This window comes from Coriobacteriaceae bacterium (assembly GCA_025993015.1).
In the GTDB taxonomy this organism is placed as follows: Bacteria; Actinomycetota; Coriobacteriia; order Coriobacteriales; family Coriobacteriaceae; genus Collinsella.
On the sequence record DAJPFV010000001.1, the window covers coordinates 2,269,151 to 2,292,758 of the forward strand.

Annotated in this window: 18 protein-coding genes and 1 tRNA gene; 7 read left to right on the top strand and 12 right to left on the bottom strand. The window is 59.3% G+C overall.

Features of this window, described 5'->3' with window-relative positions; all coding sequences use genetic code 11:
* Positions 1 to 2: 2 nt before the first annotated feature.
* The 12 genes from OIL77_09985 to OIL77_10040 all read right to left on the bottom strand — a co-directional run bounded on the left by OIL77_09985 (position 3) and on the right by OIL77_10040 (position 9,821).
* A complete protein-coding gene (locus OIL77_09985; GenBank protein HJI45726.1) occupies positions 3 to 713 on the bottom strand; it encodes an acyltransferase in 711 nt (236 codons plus the stop codon).
* 15 nt (positions 714 to 728) lie between these two features.
* On the bottom strand, positions 729 to 1,766 hold the full coding sequence (locus OIL77_09990) for a glycosyltransferase family 2 protein (GenBank protein ID HJI45727.1): 1,038 nt from the start codon (positions 1,764 to 1,766) through the stop codon (positions 729 to 731).
* A 15-nt stretch (positions 1,767 to 1,781) separates the two neighbouring features.
* The gene (locus tag OIL77_09995; GenBank protein HJI45728.1) at positions 1,782 to 2,336 is read right to left on the bottom strand and encodes an acyltransferase; all 555 of its coding nucleotides are present in this window, start codon (positions 2,334 to 2,336) and stop codon (positions 1,782 to 1,784) included.
* Positions 2,320 to 3,195: a LicD family protein gene (locus OIL77_10000; GenBank protein ID HJI45729.1), complete on the bottom strand. Its 876-nt coding sequence runs from the start codon at positions 3,193 to 3,195 to the stop codon at positions 2,320 to 2,322. Before OIL77_10000 ends, OIL77_09995 begins: the two co-directional genes overlap by 17 nt.
* Position 3,196: 1 nt before the next feature.
* Positions 3,197 to 4,234 (bottom strand): glycosyltransferase, encoded by a 1,038-nt coding sequence (locus tag OIL77_10005; GenBank protein HJI45730.1) that lies wholly within the window; start codon positions 4,232 to 4,234, stop codon positions 3,197 to 3,199.
* A 68-nt stretch (positions 4,235 to 4,302) separates the two neighbouring features.
* Positions 4,303 to 5,412 (bottom strand): UDP-N-acetylglucosamine 2-epimerase (non-hydrolyzing), encoded by a 1,110-nt coding sequence (wecB, locus tag OIL77_10010; GenBank protein HJI45731.1) that lies wholly within the window; start codon positions 5,410 to 5,412, stop codon positions 4,303 to 4,305.
* Positions 5,405 to 6,163: a WecB/TagA/CpsF family glycosyltransferase gene (locus OIL77_10015; protein ID HJI45732.1), complete on the bottom strand. Its 759-nt coding sequence runs from the start codon at positions 6,161 to 6,163 to the stop codon at positions 5,405 to 5,407. Before OIL77_10015 ends, wecB begins: the two co-directional genes overlap by 8 nt.
* Positions 6,164 to 6,197: 34 nt before the next feature.
* Entirely contained in the window at positions 6,198 to 6,947 is a 750-nt protein-coding gene (locus OIL77_10020; protein HJI45733.1) for a sugar transferase, read from the bottom strand.
* A gap of 66 nt (positions 6,948 to 7,013) precedes the next feature.
* Positions 7,014 to 7,565, bottom strand: coding sequence for an antiterminator LoaP (gene loaP, locus OIL77_10025; GenBank protein HJI45734.1), 552 nt, complete (start codon positions 7,563 to 7,565; stop codon positions 7,014 to 7,016).
* A gap of 769 nt (positions 7,566 to 8,334) precedes the next feature.
* A tRNA-Ala gene (locus tag OIL77_10030) sits at positions 8,335 to 8,410 on the bottom strand.
* Between the two features lie 70 nt (positions 8,411 to 8,480).
* Positions 8,481 to 9,122: a thiamine diphosphokinase gene (locus OIL77_10035; protein ID HJI45735.1), complete on the bottom strand. Its 642-nt coding sequence runs from the start codon at positions 9,120 to 9,122 to the stop codon at positions 8,481 to 8,483.
* A 9-nt stretch (positions 9,123 to 9,131) separates the two neighbouring features.
* A complete protein-coding gene (locus OIL77_10040; GenBank protein ID HJI45736.1) occupies positions 9,132 to 9,821 on the bottom strand; it encodes an HAD family phosphatase in 690 nt (229 codons plus the stop codon).
* 331 nt (positions 9,822 to 10,152) lie between these two features.
* On the opposite strand from OIL77_10040, the gene glgB reads away from it, so the two are divergent.
* The 7 genes from glgB (at position 10,153) to OIL77_10075 (ending at position 23,571) form a co-directional block, all read left to right on the top strand.
* The gene (glgB, locus tag OIL77_10045) at positions 10,153 to 12,411 is read left to right on the top strand and encodes a 1,4-alpha-glucan branching protein GlgB (protein HJI45737.1); all 2,259 of its coding nucleotides are present in this window, start codon (positions 10,153 to 10,155) and stop codon (positions 12,409 to 12,411) included.
* A gap of 92 nt (positions 12,412 to 12,503) precedes the next feature.
* Positions 12,504 to 14,930, top strand: a complete 2,427-nt coding sequence (locus tag OIL77_10050) for a glycogen/starch/alpha-glucan phosphorylase (GenBank protein HJI45738.1) — start codon at positions 12,504 to 12,506, stop codon at positions 14,928 to 14,930.
* Positions 14,931 to 15,035: 105 nt separating this feature from the next.
* Positions 15,036 to 16,184, top strand: a complete 1,149-nt coding sequence (locus OIL77_10055) for a glucose-1-phosphate adenylyltransferase (GenBank protein HJI45739.1) — start codon at positions 15,036 to 15,038, stop codon at positions 16,182 to 16,184.
* A gap of 4 nt (positions 16,185 to 16,188) precedes the next feature.
* Positions 16,189 to 17,316, top strand: a complete 1,128-nt coding sequence (gene glgD, locus OIL77_10060; protein HJI45740.1) for a glucose-1-phosphate adenylyltransferase subunit GlgD — start codon at positions 16,189 to 16,191, stop codon at positions 17,314 to 17,316.
* Between the two features lie 90 nt (positions 17,317 to 17,406).
* Positions 17,407 to 19,731, top strand: a complete 2,325-nt coding sequence (gene glgA / locus OIL77_10065; protein ID HJI45741.1) for a glycogen synthase GlgA — start codon at positions 17,407 to 17,409, stop codon at positions 19,729 to 19,731.
* Between the two features lie 218 nt (positions 19,732 to 19,949).
* Positions 19,950 to 23,246 carry a 4-alpha-glucanotransferase gene (locus OIL77_10070; GenBank protein HJI45742.1) on the top strand — a complete coding sequence of 1,099 codons (3,297 nt, stop codon included), beginning with the start codon at positions 19,950 to 19,952 and terminating at the stop codon, positions 23,244 to 23,246.
* Positions 23,247 to 23,334: 88 nt separating this feature from the next.
* On the top strand, positions 23,335 to 23,571 hold the full coding sequence (locus tag OIL77_10075; GenBank protein HJI45743.1) for an FmdB family transcriptional regulator: 237 nt from the start codon (positions 23,335 to 23,337) through the stop codon (positions 23,569 to 23,571).
* Positions 23,572 to 23,608 lie beyond the last annotated feature (37 nt).

Consider the following 23,608-nt stretch of genomic DNA (forward strand, 5'->3'; position numbering starts at 1 on the left):
GGTTACTCCACTTCGGCCTTGTCGCAGCAGGCAAGGAACTGCTCAAAGCTATTAAATTGTCTCGGTGTTGCTAAAATCGCTTCGCTTTTGTCGTAAGTTCCCATGAGACTCATTTGAAAAACATAGCTGTCGTTAAGTCGATCAGGGGTGGCCCACAAAAAGAAATACTCCTTCATTTCCTCTGCATGAGGATCGCGCTTGAAACGACGACGAAAACGGGCTACGTAGTCTTTCGCCTCGTCCAGTTGGGCTGACGCACGCTTCTCACGGTAGCGCTCTAATGAGCAAACCTTCTTTGCGGGAACGCCTGCATAAACAGAATCGTGCTCTAGCCTCCCGCTGACGACGGAGTGCGCTCCGACGATCACGTTGTCCTCGATGGTCGTGCCGCACAAGATTGTGCACGACCATCCAATGAATACATTGTTCCCAATGGTCACATGTTTTTGGTTTCCGAAAACCTCCCCCGTTTTTCCCTTAATTACCCCCCAAGAATAATCATGCGTCAGGATTGTAGATGGACCCGTAATCTTTACATGGTCACCGATGGTGATTAGATGTGGATTTTGAATATCAACCGTCATTTCTTTGGGGCAATAAAAAGTCACATCGTCCCCAATGGCAACGCCTAATTTTCTCAAACGGCTAATCAGTAAATCGTTATTGAGAAAAATAGAATTATATAAAGTCTTTAGTCCATCAATTAAAGCCATGTTCGAGCCTCCAATCTAGAAAACCCCAGACGAAGCGGCCATATAGAGAATACTCGCGGCACGCCGCCTCAGCAGTTCCACAAAGACTCTCTGTGTAAAGCCGAGTCTCTCGCATGGATAGTCGCTTATCACCTTTGACAGGCGACTATCACTCGCCATTCTTCGTATAGCATCGCAGGCATCACGTCGGCTCTTACCGCTTACGCGAGGCACTTCCTGCGAGATACACATCTTCATATTGATAAATAAGGTCTTTTTTAATCTCAAAACGCATTCCGCTTCCGAGGGCGAGTCCGCCACGAGTCGAAGAGCGTAGTCGTAGAAAATAAGGCTGGCATCGAAGCGATCTGGTCTATACGAAGTACTAAGTGACGAAAGATTCGTTCGGTACGAATACCCCACGCTGCTCGTTGTCACCACCTTGTTGCTAGTCCGGAGGTACTTGTATTTAAAGACGAAGTCTTCGCTGATTACCTCGCGCTCTGAGGGAAAGCGCAGGGTATGTTCGTCTATGTTTTTCATTGCGAACATAGACGAACATACCGACATTGGAATCGAATCGGACATCTCGGGGGTGCTGCCGCACACACGGGGTACAAGCCTCTTTGCTAGCTCGTCGCCCTCCCACACGGCGTCCTCGAGCTTGAACTCAAACTGGGGACTTCCTTTATCATCTCGCTTGGTGAAACCACCAAGAACACAATCCGCCCCGGTGTCCTCAATGGCTCGGGCGAACGTCTCAACCATGTCGGATTCGAGCCAGTCATCCGAGTCAACGAACATTACGTGCGTTGACTCAGGACGCAGGTTGTCAAGTCCCGTGTTACGCGCGAAACCAAGCCCTGCGTTCTCCTTATGCACTGTCCGCACGCAATCGTTCTCAGAGGAGAGCCGATCACACAGCTCGCTCGACCCGTCGGTCGAGCCGTCGTCGACGAGCAGCACCTCGAAAACTGAATACGACTGTTCCAGAATTGAGCGGACGCACTGCTCGAGGTAACACTCAACGTTGTACACGGGCACGATAAGGGTTATGTTCAGCTTTTGATCCACGTTTAAGAAGGCTTCCTAGTCGTATCTCTTTATCAATCGAGCGGGCGCACCAGCGTACAGCGCACCCGACTCGTTAAGGTCGCACGTGACAACAGAGTTCGCCGAGACGAGAGAGCGGCACGCAATCGAGCAACCGCGCGTAACGACCGCATTAGCGCAAAGCCAACAATGCTGACCAATCGAAACCGGAGCGTGGATTAACTTTGAGCTAACCCCCCTACTGTCGAATTCGTGGTCGTGGTCGTAAATCTGGACATTGGGACCGAAGAACGTGTCAGCACCGATGTGGGCGGATTCGACTACCGTCACTCGGCAGCCCTCGTTCATGTAGACGCCGTCTTCCAGCACTAAAGTTGCGCCTTTATTAACCTGTACGAAGCACTCGGGGCTCAAATAAACGCCCGCACCGATGCTGAGGGAAGCGCCCTCGCCCAATATCACCCGTGCGCCCTTGCCCAGGTACAATGGTTTGCCTGAGGCGATCTTGAGCCGATTTCCGGTCACAACGCGCACCTTGGCAACCCGCAGGGCGGAAGCGCCCCATTTAAGCGCCTTAGCAATCTTGTTCATCGGTGCTTCCGCTACTCGTAGGGTCGAAGTTGCTGGAAGCGCTGACGCGCCAGGCCTTCAACTCATGCGCAATACGTTTGTCGGCAGGTGGAAGTGACATATAGTCCCCGTACATTATAGAGAGATAGCGATCCGCATCCTCAAAGCCAAAGAACCGTTCGTTTTCGAATTCGTATTCAACCAAGTTGCTAAACAGGCTTGCGGGGAAAACCTCCAGCGACTGGCTGACCGCCCAAGCCAGATTGGCAGCAGTGCCGATAGTCGAAAAGCAACCGTTATCCGTCATCGTTCTTAGCTTACCGAGAGCCCACTGTTGCAGAGGGGTGTGCCTGGCAAACGCGCCGAAGACGGTTTTGAAGCAGCCAGCAACTCCTGGCTGTCCCGAGCTCCATCTTGATGCTTGGAACAGGTACTTATATCGAACTGCTGCATCCCAGGCCTTGCTGGCTTCGGCTTCACTTTCGAAAGAAACAATCGGAAAGATATCGATCCACACATATTCGCGGATTCCCTCTGCAATGAATGCAGACTTTACCTCAATGCTGGTATCCACCAGTTTTTCAAAAGGAATTGCAGCTGAACCTTTAAGGTTCAGCTGACTGGCAAGCCCAACATGGGATTGCTTCGCTCCAGTACGGGAGGCGAAGCCAGCCAGAAACTTCCTGTAGTCCTCAACGGGCATGACGACATCGATATCATCATCCCAGGGAATGAACCCCTTGTGCCTAACCGCACCGAGAAGAGTGCCGGAACCCAGTGAGTATCGCAGATTGTTCTCTCGACAATAGCAGTCGAAAATGCGAAGGAGGCGCAGCTCGGCAGCTTTCACCTCTTGCATGGATAAATACTCGGTCGTCATATTACGCTCCTTTAGTCATATTCCTATAGCGATCAGAGAGCTGCTCGTAGAGCGACCTCGTGGTGTAACCCGCTTTATCAAGAAACGGAACATAGTCCGCCTCGGCAGTTAGTTCCCTTTTGCCGGCGCAGGTTTCCAGCAAATCAGCCCACTCCTTGTCGGAAAGCGAAAGTGCTGCGCGCTTGAGAAGGCCCGTCAAATCGGCCTCTTGGGTAACCGCGTCAGAGCTGAGGATGGGCAGTCCATTTGCCTGGGCCTCAATGAAGGCAATCGGTAGCCCCTCGTGGAAAGAGGGGGCAAGCAGCGCATCCATGGCGCTGTAGTACCTCCAGATATCGTCAACGGTACCGATGAAAACCGCCGATTCGCTCAGCCCCAATTTAGCCGCCTTCTCCTTCGCAAGGGGAAGTTCCTCGGCTTGGCCGAAGAGCAGAAGGCGGGAATCGGCCTCACTGGAGCGCAGCTGATTGAAGATATCGAGGGCGCGCAGGGTGTTTTTCGCAGGAATGCCTGCCCCGACAAACCCTATGACGGTGGCATTGCCCGGGATCCCAAGCCGATGTCTAACGGCAGCCCGGTCAGAGGACGAGAATCGGAATTTATCGGAATCGACCCCGTTGTGCACCAAGGCATAGCCAGCGCCCTGAAAGAGATATTCACCTGCGACCTCGCTGCATGCCCAGCGCTCACTCGCCGACGGGAGAAACCTCTCTATCATGGCCACGTTGACCATATTCTTCAAACGCGAGGTGCTGCCAAGCGCGCTGTTGTGGCAGTGCACGATGCGCGAGGGAACTCCGGCTTTTTTGGCCTCAGAGGCGAAGACGAAGCCGAGCGCATTGTTCGTGTGAATCTGAACGATATCGAAACGGTGCTTCGATAGAAAAGCGCCAAGGCGCTTCGCCCCCAGAGTGCCAACCAGTAGCGGGCTGTAGCTATCGATTAAAGGACCGAAGAATCGCTCTCCAAACCTATCCCCTTCGACTCTTCCCACCGACAGCACACTCTGCTCGATATCAGGAGCCGGGCAATCGAGCATCGTGGAGACGAAGGTCCTCACCCCGCCCCTTCCGGGCCCCAGCTGTTGAATGATGTGCAGGACCCGAATCATCGCGACCGGCCTGCCAGCACGTCCGCAATCCGCTCGCTCGCATGACCATCACCGTAAGGATTCGAGGCGTGGCTCATGGCCGCGTACTCAGACTCGTCAGAGAGCAGGCGGCTGAACTCACGATAGATGACGTCCTCCTCGGTGCCCACGAGTTTCAGCGTGCCGGCCGCCACACCCTCGGGACGTTCGGTGGTGTCGCGCATCACAAGCACAGGCTTGCCCAGACTAGGCGCCTCCTCCTGGATTCCCCCCGAGTCGGTCAGGATGAGGTGGCTCGCGGCCATGAAGTTGTGGAAGTCGAGAACCTCGAGCGGGTCGATGATGTGAAGTCGGTCGAAGCCGTCCAACTCCTCGTGCGCTGCCTTGCGGACGAGCGGGTTCATGTGGATGGGGTAGATCGCCTTGGTGTCGGGATGCTCCTCCATCACGCGGCGGATGGCGCGGAACATGCGGTGCATGGGCTCTCCCAGGTTCTCGCGGCGGTGCGCCGTGATGAGGATGAGGCGCGAGCCCTCCGCCCACTCGAGCTCGGGGTGGGAGTAGCCCTCGCTCACGGTGGTGCGCAGGGCGTCGATGCCGGTGTTGCCGGTGACCCAGATCTTGGACTCGGGCTTGCCCTCGGCGAGCAGGTTCTGCTTGCTGGCCTCCGTGGGGGCGAAGTAGTACTCGCTCACGATGTCGACGGCCTGGCGGTTGAACTCCTCGGGCCAGGGGCTGTAGATGTCGTGCGTGCGCAGGCCGGCCTCGACGTGCCCCACGGGGATCTGCAGGTAGAAGCATGCGAGTGCCGCGGCGAAGCTGGTCGTTGTGTCCCCGTGGACCAGGACCACGTCGGGCTTCTCGTCCTCGAGGACGGCCTTGAGCTTGAGAAGCACGTCGCACGTCACGTCGAACAGCGTCTGTCCCGGCTTCATGATCGCCAGGTCGTGGTCTGGGGTCACGTCGAAGACGCGCAGCACCTGGTCGAGCATCTCGCGGTGCTGGCCGGTCACGGTCACGACCGTCTCGAACTCATCCGAACGCGCCCTCAGCTCGTTGACGAGCGGGCACATCTTGATCGCCTCCGGGCGGGTTCCGAAGACGAGCATTACTTTCTTCTTAGACATTGGCCTTGCTCCTCTTTGACTCCTTGCGGAGAAGCATGTAGAAACGGGCGTTACCGACCACGTAGCGCCTCACCAGGCGCTTGGGCTCCTGCATCATGCGGAAGAGCCACTCCAGGTTTGCGCGCTGCATCCACATCGGGGCTCGCGGGATGTTGCCGGAGACGACGTCGAACGAGCCACCCACGCCCACGAATGCGCCCTTGGCGCCCAGCTCGCGGAAACGCTCGATCAGGCGTTCCTTCTTGGGCGAGGTGATGCCCACGAACACGATGTCGGGCTCGGCCTGCTCAACCTCGGCGACCACGGCGTCGAACTCATCGTCGCCGAAGTAGCCGTCACGGTAGCCAGCGAGGACCATATTGGGATACCTCTCGGACAGTACCCCTGCGGTCTTTGCGACCACATCGGCCTTGGCGCCCAGCAGGTAGACCCTGTGCCCTTCGCGCTCGGCCAGTCCGCACAGCTCCCACATGAGGTCGATGCCGGCCACGCGCCCGGGCAGGTCCACGCCCAACTTCCTGGCGGCCATGACCATGGACGCGCCATCTGCGTTAACGATCTCGCAACGGCGCACGCACGCGTCCATCTCGGGATCGTCGCGCATCTGCAGCAGCTTGTCGGCGTTCACGCCGATCAGGTGGGCGAAGCGCCCCTCCTTGATGAGGGCGTCGGTCGCCTCGACGGTCTGCCCCATCGTCCATGGGTCGACTGGTGCGCCCAGGACTTCGACTCGCCCGGGAAGATCAACCACTGAACAGGTGCCTTCGTATTTCTCTGGTGTCTCTTTAGCAAGCGCCATTTCCGCTGACGACCTCAATCACAGTGAGTAGGATTATTTTTAAATCGAAGAAAACGCCCCGTTTGGCGATATATTCCAGGTCGCGACGGACCATGCCTTCGAATCCCGTCGAGTTGCGCTCAGTGACCTGCCACCAGCCGGTAATACCTGGTTTCACTGCCAGGCGCTGCAGGTCGTACTCGGTGTACTCCGCGACCTCGTTGGGCAGCGGCGGGCGCGGGCCGACGACAGACATTTGGCCCAGGAACACATTAAGGAACTGCGGGAACTCGTCGATGGAATGTTTGCGGATGAACTTCCCGATCCTGGTGACGCGGGGGTCCTCCTTCATCTTGAACATGGCGCCGGCGATCTCGTTGCGCTCCTTGAGCTCGGCGAGGCGCTTGTCGGCGTCCTTGTACATACTTCGGAACTTCCACATGCGGAAAGTAGTCAAGCTGCCGTCGGGTCGAGTCTGGCCCACGCGGATCTGGCTGTAGAAGGGGTTGCCCTCGCTCTCAAGGCGGATGGCCGCGGCAAGCACAAGGCTGGGAACGGCGATGACGGCCAGCACGCAGCCGCTGAACACGACGTCAAAGGCGCGCTTAACGGCGCGGTAGACCAAGCGCGAACGATCCCAGTCCATGATGGACTGCATGGCCTTGTAGCGGCCGGCGCCCTCGCGTCGGTCCATGGCCTGAGCAATGAGCGCTGCCCCCGCAGGCGCATCCGTTGCAAATTGAGTTTTATCCGACACGTTTTCTTCCAAGACTTCGTCCCCGGGTCGGGGATCCTCCCTGTTCTGTGTGGCGACCGCCAGCAGCTAGGCGATTGCCTTTTTGATGTTGCGCATGACGCGCTGCTCGTTTGAAAGCACCGCGAGGCCAACGCGGGTGGTTACGCGCCGGCCGCACAGGTTGAGCTCCAAATAAGCAGTGCTCTTGCGTCTGTTAATGGTTTTGATAAGGCCTTCGTGGCTCAGCAGCGGACCAGCCGTTACTACGACCTGATCGCCATCTTTTAGGGCCTCGCTCATGGGCACTACGCGGTCTCCCCTGTGCGTAAAGCTGCCAATAAGCTGGACCTCTTCTTTTGCCAGCGGCACAAACTGACCGTCCTGGGCAAGCACCCGGGCAAAGTCGTCCATGCGCAGCAGATACTGTTGCACGGTGCGGGGATCTGCCGTGTCGCAGATAAGATAACCGGGAAAGAGCGGCTTGGTTGTATTGACCCATTCGCCGTGTACTTTGATCTCGGTTAGAAATTGGGGGTAAAAGAGCTCCTCCATGGCGCCAGCCGGCACCACGCGCTCGATGCGCTCACGCATTACGTCTTCGCGACCGTTAATGACCTGGATCACATACCACACGAGCACCACCCCCCTTGCTGTCTTACGTATGGCTCACGGGATTTGGGTATGGCTTCGCCAGGGCGCTTGTGCGCGAAGGCGCTCCATATTCAAACCCTGAGCCCAGTCAGACAAGCACGTGGCTCTGCCCCACCGTGAACGGTATGTATAGAAGCAGTTGCTAGAGTCGCGGACGTGTATCGCAAAAATGACCGCGACCCCAGCTGGCTGCGTGCGAGCCAGTCAAGCGGGAACAAAACTGGACCGCACGCAAACAGCTGTAGGACTACTACGCTTTGACACGCAAGCTATTAAATGCACCTTGGAATTACATCAATGCAAATAAATAACGTCGCATGACTTCTTTATTGGAGCTCGTGGTGTTTCTGGCACCGCCGTTACGGCCGGATGCTGATCGACCCTGCGCTTTGTGACTTGCTGGAGCCGCGAGCACAGTTGAACTCATGTAACGCTATGTATCCTAGCACAAGCTGGCAGCAAAACTGATTTGGCTAATGGCGGACAACATTTCGTTCATTTAGCGTGCTCAAGGAAGTTGTTTTGGGATGTTGTTCACATCGATGCAGCTTATTGAGGTGCTGGCGGTAATTAAGGGCGTTCCTGAAGCCCAAATGAAGAAGCGAGCTGCGCCGATAATCGCGTTTGTCTAACAAACTATGTACAGACATGGGAAATAATTTGTGCAACTTTTTGTTGGTGTGGATTGGATTTATGGCGCGAGGCATTTTGGCATGAAAAAAGGCCTTCGGAATACCGAAGACCTTTACATTCACGATGGTGGAGACGAGGGGGATCGAACCCCTGACCTCTTGACTGCCAGTCAAGCGCTCTCCCAGCTGAGCTACGCCCCCGTGACGAGGAGAAACTATAGGGGAAGTTGACGCGGCGTGCAAGGACTTTTTTGAGTCAGACTTTAAAGGCCTATTGATATAGGTAAGCGATGGCGGTGCCAGTGTGGACTTGGATTGTGGCTGTTGACCTGACGACGTTGCTGATGCCCGTGTCGGCTAACAAGCCTAGCGGAGCGCGATCTAGTTCCCATTCTAGGCCGTGTTCACTTACCTCGGTGTTGGGGGCAATGGCGATGATGGAGAAGGTGCTGCCCTCGTGGCCTTCAATGGTCCACGATTCGCCTGCGCGAAGGATGCGAGCGACCACCTTGTCCTCGGCTATCCAGACTGGAGCGTCCTCGTAGCCTGCAAGCAGCCCCAGTACGGAAAGCGCCATGTCCGGACGGCCGCCGGTGGCGCAGGTCGCAACTACTTCGGCACTTGGCCAGCGGCGACGGACGGAATCGAGCGCCAGCGCCAGATCGGTATAGTCCTTGTACGGGTCGTGGCGCTCAACTTCAAAGTCGGTGGCGGCATCGACCAATGCGCGACCCGCATCGCTCACCGTGTCGGCATCCCCCACATACACGTCGCAGCTCAGGCCGGCGCCCAGCAGCGCGTCGAGTCCGCGGTCCACGGCGACAACGTGGTCACACTCCCCTGCTAGCCTACGCAACAGATCCGCGCTCGCCACCACGGGTGAGCCGCAGACTACTAATACCTTGCAACCCACGGCCCTCGCCTATCCCTCAAACGAAAGCACACGGGCCAGATCCAGGTCCTCATAGCTGTCGATAAAGATATCGCAGTTGGCGCGTACGTCGTCGCGCTTCATACGGCCGTGCGGGTCATAGATGCCCACGCGCTTAAAGCCGGCGGTGCCAGAACTCTTTAGACCAAAGACAGCGTCCTCAAACACCCAAGCGCGTTCAAACTTGCACTCGTGGCGCTCCTCCAAGCGGCGCAGAGCCAGCTCGTACACATCGGGGAACTGTTTGGAGCGTCCCGCCTCGCCCGTCGTGGTAACAAACTCCATGTAAGCGTCGAGCCCCGCACCTGCGAGCGCAGACTGCACCAGCTCGGCCGGCGTGGACGTAGCCACGCACATGGCAATGCCCGCCGCCTTCGCCTGCTCCAAAAATGCCAGGAGCCCCTCGCGCGGCGGCACCTTGGAGTACCCATCAATCAGAATATTGCTCAGTTCACGATATAGTTCCTCGCCATTCGCGCCAATGCCCCACGTGTCGTGGTAGGCCTGGCACTCGTCCTCCAGCGACAGGTGCTCAAATTGGGCAAAGTCATCCACGGTCACGTCAATCCCGTGGCGGTGCAATAATTCAGGCTGAGCATAAGCCCAAACGGGGGTGCTATTAACCAGCGTGCCATCGCAATCGAAAATAAAAGCAACCTTGGGAGCGGCGTTATGGGACATATACGAACCTTTCGATGTCAAATGGTAAACAACCTGCTAAAAACGTTTTACCAAACGTCAAACTAACATTCTTGAAACCCTAATTGGTAAAACTGTCAAGAGTTTTACCATCGCAAATCTGCCAGTGGCATAAACATGGCGCTCACCGATTAAAAGCCACCGCAAAACCACTTTCCCCCATAAAAGTAATGTACAGGTGTTATGGTAGTTTCTGCCGAAAGTTCCACCGAGCACGCGAGGTGGAACGAATCATAGAACTATCGCCGTCCCTTCGATTCGTGCAGCCCTGGACCTTTCGCATTTAGTCAACAAGGCAACACGCTGCCGCGTCATGATGGGATCAAACGTGAGCGATACAAAGCTAAAGCCAGTAACCAAAAAGCCCGCAACCCGCAAGCCGGCTCCTCACGCACCGGAGCTCTCTAAGGACGATGTCTATCTGTTTGGCATCGGTATGTGGGAGCGCAGCTGGGAAAAGATGGGCGCGCACCCGGACACGCAGAACCGTACGCGCGGCTGGCGTTTTTGCGTTTGGGCGCCCGATGTAAAGAGCGTTCACGTCATTGGCGAATTTAACGACTGGGATGAGGAATCCAACCCGCTGGTGCCCGTGCATACGAGCGCTATCTGGGAAGGCTTTATTCCTGGCGCCGAGCAGGGCCAGCTCTATAAGTACCTCATCGAGACCAACGAGGGCGAAAAGCTCTACAAGGCCGATCCGTACGCCTTTAAGGCAGAGTGCCCTCCGGGTACGGCAAGCGTGCTGTGGACGCTCGACGGCTACAAGTGGAACGACGCCGCATGGCTAAAGCGCCGTGCCGGCCATAACCACATGTCGCAGCCCCTTAACATCTACGAGGTGCATATTGGCTCGTGGAAGCGCCACGGCGACGCGCCACAGGGCGAGCCGGACGAGTACGGCAACTACCCCGGTCCCATGGATCCCTTCCCAGCGCAGCGCGGCGAGTTCTACACCTACGACGACCTGTCGGTGGAGCTCGTGGACTACGTGCGCGACATGGGCTATACGCACATCGAGGTCATGCCGCTCATGGAGCATCCCTTCGATGGCTCCTGGGGCTACCAGACGACCGGCTACTATGCCGCCACGTCGCGCTACGGCAATCCGCAGCAGCTCATGCACTTTATCAATGCGTGCCACGAAGCGGGCATCGGCGTGATCATGGACTGGGTGCCCGGCGGTTTTTGCGCCGACTCCCACGGCCTTGCCACCTTTAACGGCCACATGCTGTTTGAGCACGAGATTCACCCCAACTGGGGCACGCATAAGTTCGACTTCGCCCGCGGCGAGGTCCGCTCGTTCCTGGTCTCCAACGTGCTGTACTGGCTCGAGAACTTCCACGTGGACGGTATTCGCATGGACGGCGTGTCCAGCATGCTGTACCTCAACTTTGGCATCGACGATCCCGGCCAAAAGAAGTTCAACAAGTACGGTACCGAGGAGGACCTGGACGCCAGCGCGTTTATCCGTCAGGTCAACTGCGCTGTGGAGGCGCACTACCCCGACGTGATGATGATGGCCGAGGAGTCCACCGCGTGGCCGCTCGTGACCTATCCGCCGCAGGACGGCGGCCTGGGCTTCCACTACAAGTGGGACATGGGCTGGATGAACGACACCCTGCACTACATGCAGACCGATTTTCCGTGGCGCCCCGGCAACCACGGGCTGCTCACGTTCTCCATCATGTACGCCTTTACCGAGAACTTCATTTGCCCGTTGAGCCACGACGAGGTCGTGCACGGCAAGTGCTCGCTCATCGGCCGCATGCCGGGCGACTGGTGGCGCCAGTTTGCCGGCCTGCGCACGCTGGCCTTCTACCAGATGACGCACCCCGGTGCCAAGCTCAACTTTATGGGTAACGAGATCGGCCAGTTTATCGAGTGGCGCTACTACGAGTCCATCCAGTGGTTCCTGACCGAGGAGTACGAGACCCACAAGCATCATCAGGCGTTTATCAAGGCGCTCAACCACCTGTACACCGCCGAGCCCGCCCTGTACGAGCGCGGCTACACCGACGACGGCTTTACCTGGATCGATGCGGACAACTCCAAGCAGTCCATCGTGAGCTTTGTGCGCCAGGGCGAGGACGTCGATGACGACCTGGTGATCCTGATCAACTTTGACCCGGCGAGCTACGAGAGCTTCCGCGTGGGCGTGCCGCGCGAGGGTGACTGGGAGGTCATCTTCGATTCCGACCGTCCCGAGTTTGGTGGCAGCGGATACGCCGGCGAGGAGCCCTACACCTGCTCGAGCGAGCCCTATCCCTGGAACGGGCAGATGGACTCCATCGAGATCAAGGTGCCCGGTCTGGCAGGCGTGGTGCTTAAGCGCCGCGGTCCCAGCAGCTACAAGCCGCCCGTTGTCGAGGAGCCCAAGAAGGCCACGCGTAAGCGTACGTCCTCGGTGAAGCCCAAGGCCGCAGCCGCTAAGAAGGCTCCGGCCAAGGCTAAGGCTGCCAAGCCCACTGCCAAGGCTTCGGCAAAGCCCGCGACCAAGAAGCCGGCTGCCAAAAAGGCTGCTTCCAAGGCCAAGTCAGCTTCTGTTAAGTCGACCGCTAAGGACGCGTAACAAAGCCGTTACCACTGTAATCACCCGCCCCGCTGGGGCGTAGGATGTAAGTCATAACCGTTCCGGGAGATATCCCCGGGGGAAAGGAACGTATGAATAAGATCTTCGACAACAAGCAGGAGTTTACCGAGCTCTATCGCGATGCCGTCATGAGCATCAGCGGCAAGAGCGTCGAGGCCGCCAGCGACCTCGACCGCTTTAACGCCCTGGCCAAGCTCGTGGCCGAAAAGGCCCGCACCGTTGCCACCAAGAGCGACGCCCGTGCCACCGCCGAGGGCAAGAAGCGCGTGTACTACTTCTCGATCGAGTTTTTGATCGGTCGCCTGCTCGATAACTATCTGCTCAACTTTGGCGTGCGCGACATGGTCGCCGAGGCGCTCGACGACATGGGCTTTGACCTGTCCGTCATCGAGAACCAGGAGCCCGATCCGGCGCTGGGCAACGGTGGCCTGGGCCGTCTGGCCGCGTGCTTCCTGGATTCCATGGCAGCCGAGGGCATTGCCGGCTACGGCAACGGCATGCGCTACCGCTACGGCCTATTTAAGCAGGAGATCGTCAACGGCAGCCAGGTCGAGGCCACCGACGAGTGGCTCACCCACGGCTATCCCTGGGAGGTCCGTCGTCAGGACAAGGCCGTGACCATTAAGTTTGGTGGCCACGTTGAGGGCTTTGAGGAGGACGGCCGCACGTTCTACCGCACGGTGGACACGCAGGACATCCTGGCCGTTCCCTATGACATCCCCGTGGTGGGCTATGCCGGCGAGACGGTCAACAAGCTGCGCGTATGGGCCGCAGAGCCGGTCGAGGAGCACTTTGACCTGGAGGCCTTCAACCGCGGCGACTACGCCCTGGCCGACGCCGAGCGCGCCGAGGCCGAGGCCATCAGCGCCATCCTCTACCCCAACGACGCCGGCGAGCACGGCCGTCTGCTGCGCCTAAAGCAGGAGTACCTGTTTGTGTCGGCCGGCATCTACAGCCTGCTCGATACCTTTGAGAAGGAGCACGGCGAGAACTGGGAGCTGCTGCCGCAGTTCGTCGCCATCCACACCAACGACACGCACCCCGCCATGTGCGGCCCCGAGCTCATGCGCATCCTTATCGATGAGAAGAAGCTCGAGTGGGACGACGCCTGGAACATCGTGACGCAGGTCGTGAGCTACACCAACCACACCATCCTTCCCGAGGCTCTGGAGAAGTGGCCCATCGGCACGTTCTCCAAGCTCCTCCCCCGCGTGTACCAGATCATCGACGAGATCAGCCGCCGCTGGCACGAGTCGTTCGACACCACGCAGGAAGGCTGGCAGGAGCGCCTGCGCCAGACCGCCATCCTATGGGACGGCGAGATTCGCATGGCCAACCTGTCCGTGATCTGCAGCCACAGCGTCAACGGCGTGGCCAAGATTCACTCCGACATCATCAAGAACATCGTGCTTAAGGACTTCTACGCCCTCACGCCCGAGAAGTTCAACAACAAGACCAACGGCATCTCGCACCGTCGCTTCTTTGCCGAGGCCAACCCCACCTACGCCAAGCTGGTCACCGAGGCCATTGGCGACGGCTGGCTCAAGGACGCCTTTGAGCTGGAGAAGCTCAAGGAGTTCCAGAACGACACCGAGTTCCTCAAGGCCGTGGGCGCCTCCAAGCGCGCCAACAAGGAGCGTCTGGCTGCCTACGTAAAGGCCGAGACCGGTCTGGTCATTGACCCCAACACCGTCTTCGATGTTCAGGTTAAGCGTTTCCACGCCTACAAGCGCCAGCTCATGAACATCATGAAGGTGATGGACATCTACAACCGTCGCATCGCCGATCCCAACTTCCATGTGACGCCGACGACCTTCATCTTTAGCGGCAAGGCGGCCTCGAGCTACACCTTCGCCAAGGAGACCATCCGCCTCATTAACTCCGTGGCCGACGTTATCAACAACGACCCGCGCGTCAACGAGGTCATGAAGGTCTGCTTTATCCCCAACTTCCGCGTGAGCAACGCCCAGCTCATCTACCCCGCCGCCGAGATCTCGGAGCAGATCTCCACAGCCGGCAAAGAGGCCTCGGGCACGTCCAACATGAAGCTCATGATGAACGGCGCCATTACGCTGGGCACCCTCGACGGCGCCAACATCGAGATCGCCGACCTGGCTGGCCGCGAAAACGAGGCCATCTTTGGCCTGACCGCTCCCGAGGTCGAGCAGCTCTGGGCATCCAACAGCTACTTTGCGTGGGATACCCTCAACGGCGACCGCGAGCGTCTGGGCCGCGTGATGGACGAGCTCAAGGACAACACCTTTGCGGGTCTTTCGGGCAACTTCGAGAGCATCTACAACGAGCTCATGAACAACAACGACCCCGACCTGGTCATGGCCGATTTCCGCAGCTATGTGGATGCGTGGGAGAAGCTCACGGGCAGCTACGGCGACCAGGAGACCTGGAACCGCAAGGCGCTGCTCAACACCGCCTCGAGCGGCTGGTTCTCGAGCGACCGCACCATTCGCGAGTACCGCGACGAGATCTGGCACGCATAAGCGCGCGAGCTCCCTTTGCCAGCACGGCATTACTCGACGGGCGCGACCGAGCGCCGCGCCCGTCGCTAATGGGTTTAGAAACATCGATGACAGAAGGAGAAATCGATGAGTAAGAAAGAATGCATCGCGATGCTCCTCGCAGGAGGACAGGGCAGCCGATTGGGGGCACTCACCCAAAAGATCGCTAAGCCGGCGGTTAGCTTTGGTGGCAAGTTCCGCATTATCGACTTTTCGCTGTCCAACTGCTCCAACTCGGGCATCGACACGGTGGGCGTTCTGACGCAGTATCGCCCCTACCTGCTGCATGCCTATGTGGGCTCCGGCGAGGCTTGGGATCTGGACAGCCGCGACGGCGGCGTGTCGATCCTGCCGCCGTACGAGACGCAGACCGGCGGCGCCTGGTATGCGGGCACGGCCGACGCCATTACGCAGAACCTCGACTATATCAAGGCCAACGACCCCAAGTACGTCCTGATTCTTTCGGGCGACCACCTGTATCGCATGGACTACCGCAAGATGCTCAAGACGCACATTGAGAACAACGCCGATCTTACGGTGAGCGTTATGCCCGTGCCGTGGGAGGAGGCCAGCCGCTTTGGCATCCTGACCACCGACCCCGAGGACGGCCGCATCACCAAGTTTACCGAGAAGCCCGAGAAGCCCGATTCGAACCTCGCTTCCATGGGCATCTACATCTTCTCGGCCGACGTTCTGATCGAGGCCCTCGAGGAGGACGCTCTGGACCAGCGTTCGAGCCACGACTTTGGCAAGGACATCATCCCCAAGCTGCTCGGCGAGGAAAAGCGTCTGTACAGCTACGAGTTCCACGGCTTCTGGAAGGACGTCGGCACCATCGCCAGCTTCCACGAGACCTCGATGGACCTGCTGGGCAACAACCCCGAGTTCGACCTGTTCGACAAGCACTTCCCCATCATGTCCAACATCACCACGCGTCCGCCGCACTATATTGGTCCCGACGGCCGCCTGGACGACTGCCTGGTCTCCAACGGCTGCAAGATCTACGGCACCGCTCGCCACTCGATCCTTTCGACCGATGTCATCATCGAGGAGCGCGCCGTAGTCGAGGACTCCGTGTTGCTGCCGGGTGCGCACGTTAAGAGCGGCGCGCACATCTGCCGCGCAATTTTGGGCGAGAACTCCACGGTCGAAGAGGGCGTGAAGCTCGGCTCTGTCGATACCACCAAGGATACGGCCGTCGTTGGAAATGACGTCGTTATCGGGAAGGGGGAATGATCCGATGATCAATCGCAAGGCCATCGGTTACATCACCGCTAACTACTCTTCGACCTACGGCAGCGTGCTGCTCAAGGATCGCCCCATCGCGTCCGTCCCGTTTTTGGGCCGCTACCGCCTGATCGACTTTCCGCTGTCCAACATGATGAACGCCGGCATCAAGACCGTCGGCGTCGTCATGCCGGGCAACTACCGCTCGCTGATCGACCACGTGGGCTCGGGCAAGGACTGGGGCCTGGACCGTAAGAAGGGCGGCCTGTTCATGGTGCCCGGCAACGCGTATGGCACCACCAAGGGCGGCATGCGCTTCCTGCTGCGCGACATCATCTCCAACAAGACGCTGTTCCAGCGCTCGGACAAACCCTATGTTGTGATGATGGGCACCAACATCATCTTTAACATGGACCTCAACACCATCATCGAGGCGCACGAGAACTCCGGCGCCCAGATGACCGTGGTGTACTGCAAGGCCACGCGCAATGTCGATGACGAGACCAAGCTGCAGATCAACGAGAACGGCCGCCTGACGGGCGTGAGCGCCGGCGTCGTGTATGGCGACAACGCCTCTATGGACTGCTGCATCGTCAACCGCGAGACGCTGCTCGAGATCATCGACCACTACCAGGCCGCCGACTATCTGGACCTGCTCGAGGCACTCCAGGGCGACTTTGGCAACATCGACGTGTGCAGCTACGAGTACAAGGGCGAGGTCGTGGGCGTGTTTAGCGAGAAGTCGCTGTATCGCCGCAGCATGGACCTGCTCGACCAGACCGTGGCCGACCAGCTCTTTGACCCCGAGCGCCCGATCCTGACCAAGGCTCACGACGTGCCGCCTTCGCGCTATGCGACCGGCAGCCACGCGTGCAACTCGATCATCTCGGCCGGCTGCATCATCAAGGGCACCGTGCGCAACTCGATCCTGTCGCGCGGCGTCGTGGTCGAGGAAGGCGCTTCGGTGACCAACTCGATCATCAACCAGAGCTGCATCATCAAGAGCGGTGCCCGCGTTGAGAACGCCATCCTGGACAAGAACAACGTGGTGCCCGTCAACACCGAGCTTCGCGGCACGCCCGAGAACATCCTGGTGCTGGGCAAGGCTCCGTTAACTTCCGATACCACCATCGTTCGTTAACATTGGCGTCGCAAAATAGCACGTAAACGGTAGAATAGCCGCCCGGTTAGCGCCAGGCGGCTATTCTCGAATTACAACATGGGAGACAATATGGCTGATTCCAGCAAAAAGATGCAGATCGTGTTTGCCTCGGCCGAGTGCGCACCGTTTGTTAAGACCGGTGGCCTGGGTGACGTGGCGGGCTCGCTGCCTGCGGCGCTCGTTCGCGCCGGTGCCGAAGTCATCGTGATGGTGCCCAAGTACGCCACCATCAAGGACGAGTACAAGGCGCAGATGGAGCACTTCTCCGACTTTTACGTGAGCCTGGGCTGGCGCAACGAGTACTGCGGACTCGAGAAGCTCGAGCGCGACGGCGTCACCTATATGTTTATCGATAACGAGCGCTACTTTGCGCGCGACTATCCGTACGGCTTCTTTGACGACGGCGAGCGTTTCGCGTTCTTCTCCAAGGCCATCACCGAGAGCCTGCAGCACCTGCCGGCCGGCTTTGAGTGCGATATTCTGCACTGCAACGACTGGCAGACGGCACTGGCGCCCGTGTTCCTGCGCGAGTTCTACCAGGGCCTGCCGCTGTACGACCGCGTCAAGACCGTGTTCTCGATTCACAACGTGGCGTTCCAGGGCCAGTTTAGCGACACCGTGATGGAGGACATCTTGGGTGTGGCACATATTCCGGCGGCCGCCTCGCAGCTGCGTTGCGACGCCTGCAGCATCAACTACATGCTGGGCGCCCTGCGCTATGCCGACGCCATTACCACGGTGAGCCCCACCTATGCCAACGAGATCCAGACGCCCGAATATGGCGAGGGCCTGGACGGCGTGCTGCGCGAGCGTTCGTACGCGCTGCAGGGCATTTTGAATGGCATCGACGTTGCGGGCTTTGACCCGGCGACCGACAAGCGCATTGCCGCCAACTACACCGTGGAGGACCGTTCCGGCAAGGCCGTGTGCAAGACCAAGCTGCAGGAGGAGCTGGGCCTCGAGGTTCGCGACGACCGCCCGCTCATGGTGATGGTCACGCGCCTGACGCGCCAGAAGGGCATGGACCTGGTCATGTATGCGCTCGACCGCATCCTTTCCGGCGGCGTGCAGGTGGCGGTGCTGGGCACCGGCGACCGCGACTACGAGGACGGCCTGCGCTACTTCCAGGACAAGTACCCCGGCACCATGGCCGCACGCATCGAGTTCGATCCTGCGCTGTCGCAGCGCATGTACGCCGCCGCCGACATGTTCCTGATGCCGTCGAAGTTTGAGCCCTGCGGCCTGTCGCAGATCATCGCCATGCGTTACGGCACGCTGCCCATCGTGCGCGAGACCGGTGGTCTGAAGGACACTGTAATCCCGTATAACGAGTTTACCGGCGAGGGCACGGGCTTCTCGTTTAGTAACTTTAACGGCGACGAGATGGGCGACGCGGTATTCCGCGCGGCGCGTCTGTTCTGGGATAACCGCGACGCCTGGAACCAGCTGGTCACGCAGGCCATGAGCCAGGACTTTAGCTGGACGCGCTCGGCCGATAAGTATCTGGACCTGTACTTCTTTATGCATCCGGAGATTGAGAGGCCGGCGGCTGTTGTCGACGAGCCTGAGGCTGCAGCTGAGCCGGTGACCGTTGAGGAGCCCAAGGCCGAGGAGAAGCCGGTTGAGGCTGAGCCCGCAAAGGCCGAGCCTGAGGTGAAGGCTGAGGTTGCTCCTGAGGCAGAGACCGAGGTCAAGCCCGCTGCAAAGCCCGCAGCTAAGAAGACCACGACTCGCAAGACGACGGCCAAGAAGGCTACGACAACCAAGACTGCCGCCACCAAGACCGCCGCAGCAAAGACGACTGCTGCCAAGGCAACGACCACGCGCAAGCGCACGACCGCCGCTGCCAAGAAGGCCGCAGAAGCCGAGGCTGCTCCCGAGGTAAAGGCCGAGGTCGCTGATGCCAAGCCGGCCGCCAAGGCTCCGGTAAAGACCGCTGCCAAGAAGACGACCACGACCAAGACCACGACCGCCAAGAAGGCCACGGCTACGAAGTCGACAACGACCAAGGCCGCTGCGACGAAGGCTGCTACGAAGACCACTACGAAGGCTGCCGCAAAGCCCGCCGTCAAGGTCGAGGAGGCGGGTGCCGAGCCCAAGGCCGAGGCAAAGCCGGCCGCCAAGACCACCACGCGCAAGCGCGCTACGACGACGGCCAAAAAGGCCACGACCAAGGCCGCTGCTCCCAAGGCAGAGGCTACGGCCGAGGACAAGCCCGCAGTAAAGGCCGAGCCGGCACCGAAGGCCGCTGAGGTCAAGACCGCTCCGAAGGCTACTGCAAAGACCGAGCCCGCCAAGGAGAGCCCGGTCTCCCCCGCCGCTCCGGCAGAGAAAAAGGCTCCGTCCAAGAAGACGTCCGTCCGCAAGGCCACGGCCACCCGCAAGCGCCGCTAGCCCACAGACGATCCAAAACCTAATCAAACCCTATGTAAGGGGCGCTCCAACCGGGCGCCCCTTCTCTGTTGATAGTTGGTAAAACGATTTTCTAGGACAACCGTTCGCCGATGGTAAACGGATGTTGTTTATACAGCCTGTGTACAACAGATATACTTACATCCTGTGCGTAAAGCCCATGGCCCGCAGGCCGTGATTCTATTGAACTGGACCGTACTATGAGATTGATACACAACAGCCGTCTGCCGCAGTTTCGCACTCCGTTTGGCGCTGTGACCACTGGAACTTCCGTTTCCCTCTCGGTGATTTTGGAGGATGCCGACCCCAACCAGGCAACGCTTACGCTGCGCACCTGGGTCGATGAGATCGGTGAGTCTCGGTATCCCATGACGCACGAGGGCGACGGCATCTTTACCGTCGAGCTGGAGTGCGCCGAGCCCTGTCTTATCTGGTACAGCTTTATCTGCAATATCGAGGGCCAGCCCGAGGTTCGCCTGGGCGCACCGCAGGGCCGCACCGGCGGCGAAGGCATAACCTACGATTACGCCGAGGTGCCGTCATTCCAGGTCACCGTCTACAAACACCGCGAAGTTCGACCCGAGTGGTACGAGCGCGGTATGGTCTACCAGATCTTCCCCGATCGCTATGCCCGCGACGAGCACTGGCGCGAGCGCACGCTGGCCGAGGTCGAAAAACCGCGCAACGGAATCCAGCGCCGGATGGTCGAGGACTGGAACGAGCCGCCTGTGTACGAGCGCGCCGAGGACGGCTCCATCAAGACCTGGGACTTCTACGGCGGATCGCTCAAGGGCATCCAAGAAGACCTGCCTCGCATCGCCGAGCTGGGCTTTACAGCCATCTACCTCAACCCCATTTTTGAAGCCGCGAGCAACCACCGCTACGACACCGCCGATTACACCAAGATCGATCCGATCCTGGGCACCGAGCAGGACTTTACCGAACTGTGTCAGGCGGCCGAGAAGCTGGGAATTTCCATCATTCTGGACGGCGTCTTTAACCACACGGGTGACGACTCCATCTATTTCAACCGCTATGGCAACTACCCCGGCGTGGGCGCGTGGCAGAGCGAGGATTCGCCGTGGCGCGATGCGTTTTATTTCCACGAGGACGGCTCGTACGACTGCTGGTGGGGCGTGGGTAACATGCCCGCCATCAATGAGAGCTCCGAGCTGGTACGCGAGCGGCTCCTGGGCAAGGACGGTGTGATCCGTAAATGGCTGCGCGCTGGCGCCCATGGCTGGCGCCTTGACGTGGCCGACGAGCTTTCGGACGATTTCCTGACCGAGATCAAGAAAGCAGTACTTGCCGAAAAGCCCGATGCGCTGTTGCTCGGCGAAGTCTGGGAAGACGCCTCCAACAAGATCAGCTACGGCCATCTGCGTCGCTATCTACAAGGCTCCGAGCTGGACTCGGCCATGGATTACCCCTTCCGCGACATGGTCATCGGCTTTTTGATGGGCTACAAGAACGCCTACCAGGCAGCCGAGGATATCGAAACCCTGCGTGAGAATTATCCGCGCGAGGCCCTGTCCTGCGCGCTCAATCTGCTTTCGAGCCACGACCGTCCGCGCATCATCTCGGTGCTCGGCGGCGGCCCCGACGAGTCACAGCTGCCCGAGTGCGAGCGCAGCAAATGGCGCCTGGACGAGAACTCGATGGGCCTGGCCAAGAGCCGTTTTTGGCTTGCAACGCTCATGCAGATGACGTTCCCTGGCGTGCCTTCGATTTACTATGGCGATGAGTACGGCCTTGAGGGCTTGACCGATCCGGGCAATCGCCGCACGCTGCCTTTGAAGGAAGACCTGCACGACTTCGATACGCTCGCCATCCTTAAAAATGCCTCGGCCGTGCGCCGCGCGCTGCCGTTTATGGTTGACGGCGATATCAAGGCCTTCGCGCTCAACGACGAGGTACTCGCCTACACGCGCACCGGTAAAGACGGTGAGGCCGCGACGGTTATCATCAACCGCAGCCTGCGCAATTCACACCGCGTGACGATTCCGGCGCTCGACGAATGTGCGAGCGATGTGATTAGCGGTCACGAGTGCGAGATTCACAATGGCACCGTCACACTCGATCTGTATCCGCTGGGGTCGTCGATCATCTATCACCACGCCGAGCAGCGTCTGCAAGAGCCGCTCGACCACGGCGCGGGCGTTGTGTGCCATATCACATCGGTGCCCACCGACGACGGCAAGCCCGGCACGATTGGCGCGCCCACGCGTCGTTTTATCGACCATCTGGCCGCTATGGGCATGCGCTACTGGCAGGTTCTGCCTGTCAACCCGACGGACTTCTTCCGCTCCCCCTATGCCGGGCCCTCGGCTTTTGCTGGCAATATCGACCTGCTGCCCGAGAGCCACAAGGAGCTGGCCGCCGACTTTGAGACCTGGAAGACCCGCGGCGGCGAAGATGCCGATCCGCTGTATACCGCGTTTAAGCATCGCAATGCCGATTGGCTCGAGAAGTACTGCGTCTATATGGCGGTTAAGAAGTACTTTGAGGGCGAATCGCGCCACGATTGGCCGGCAGATGTTGCACGCTACAACGAGCACCTGATCGACGACAAGCGCTTCCACGACGAGGCCGAGCTTCAGGCGTACATGCAGTACCGCTTTGACCTGGCTTGGTGCGAGCTCATGAACTATGCGCACAAGAAGGGCATCGAGGTTATCGGCGATATTCCTATGTACGTGTCCGACGATTCGGCAGACGCGTGGAGCGAGCCCGAGAACTTCTGGCTGTCCGATACCGGCAAGGCGATTGAGATTTCCGGTGCGCCGCCCGACAACTTTGCGCCCGAGGGCCAGGTGTGGGGCAACCCGACGTTTCGCTGGGACCACATGAAGCAGAACGGCTATAGCTGGTGGATGGATCGCCTGCGTCGTGCGTTTTCGCTCTACGACCGCGTGCGTCTGGATCACTTCCTGGGATTCCACAGCTACTTTAGTATCCCCGCGGGCAAGGCTTGCGCCGACGGTCGCTGGCTGGCGGGCCCGGGCAAGGACCTGTTCCAGACCGCCTACGACGAGCTGGGTCCGCTCAACTTTATCGCCGAGGACCTGGGCTATTTGACGCCCGGTGTTCGCGCCATGGCCTCGACCTGCGGCTTCCCCGGCATGGAAGTGCTGGAGTTTAGCGATTACGACGTTCGTTGCGGTGTGCATCCCACGCCCGGCAAGATTCTGTACACCTCGACGCACGATACGTCGACGCTGGCCGGTTGGTGCACGCGCTCCTTTGCGGGCGGCGACGAACCAAGCGGTGTTGAGGTGGCGGCCAAGCTGATGAGCGACGCGCTGGCAAGCGACGCTCCCCTGGTGATGATGCCGCTGCAGGATGTCCTGGGGCTGGGCGACGACGCGCGCATGAACGTACCGGGCGTGGCCACGGGCAACTGGACCTGGCAGGCTGACGAGGCCGACGTTGCGGCCGCTGAGGACAAAACCGCACAGCTCCTGCGCAACACGCATAGATTCTGGGGCGAAGCGTGATAAAACGCCCGATATAGGGTACAGTTACAGACGTTTGAATTTTTGCGGGCAGAGTAATCTGCCCGCTTTGTGCTGAAAAGGAAGTATTATGGCGCGCTACGATTACAAGTGCTCGAGCTGCGGCAACGTGTTTGAGGTTGAGCATCCCATGTCCGAGACTCCCGAGGTCGTGTGCCCGAGCTGCGGTGCCCCGGCGGCCAAGACGTTCTCGGCCAGCGGCATTAAATTTGAGGGTAGCGGTTTCTACAACACCGACCAGCGAAGCGGCGGCTCCAGCACCAACGCCACGAGCGGCTGCTGCGCCAACTGCCCGCATAACCACTAGAAACAACACGGCCCCGCGATCAACATCGATCGCGGGG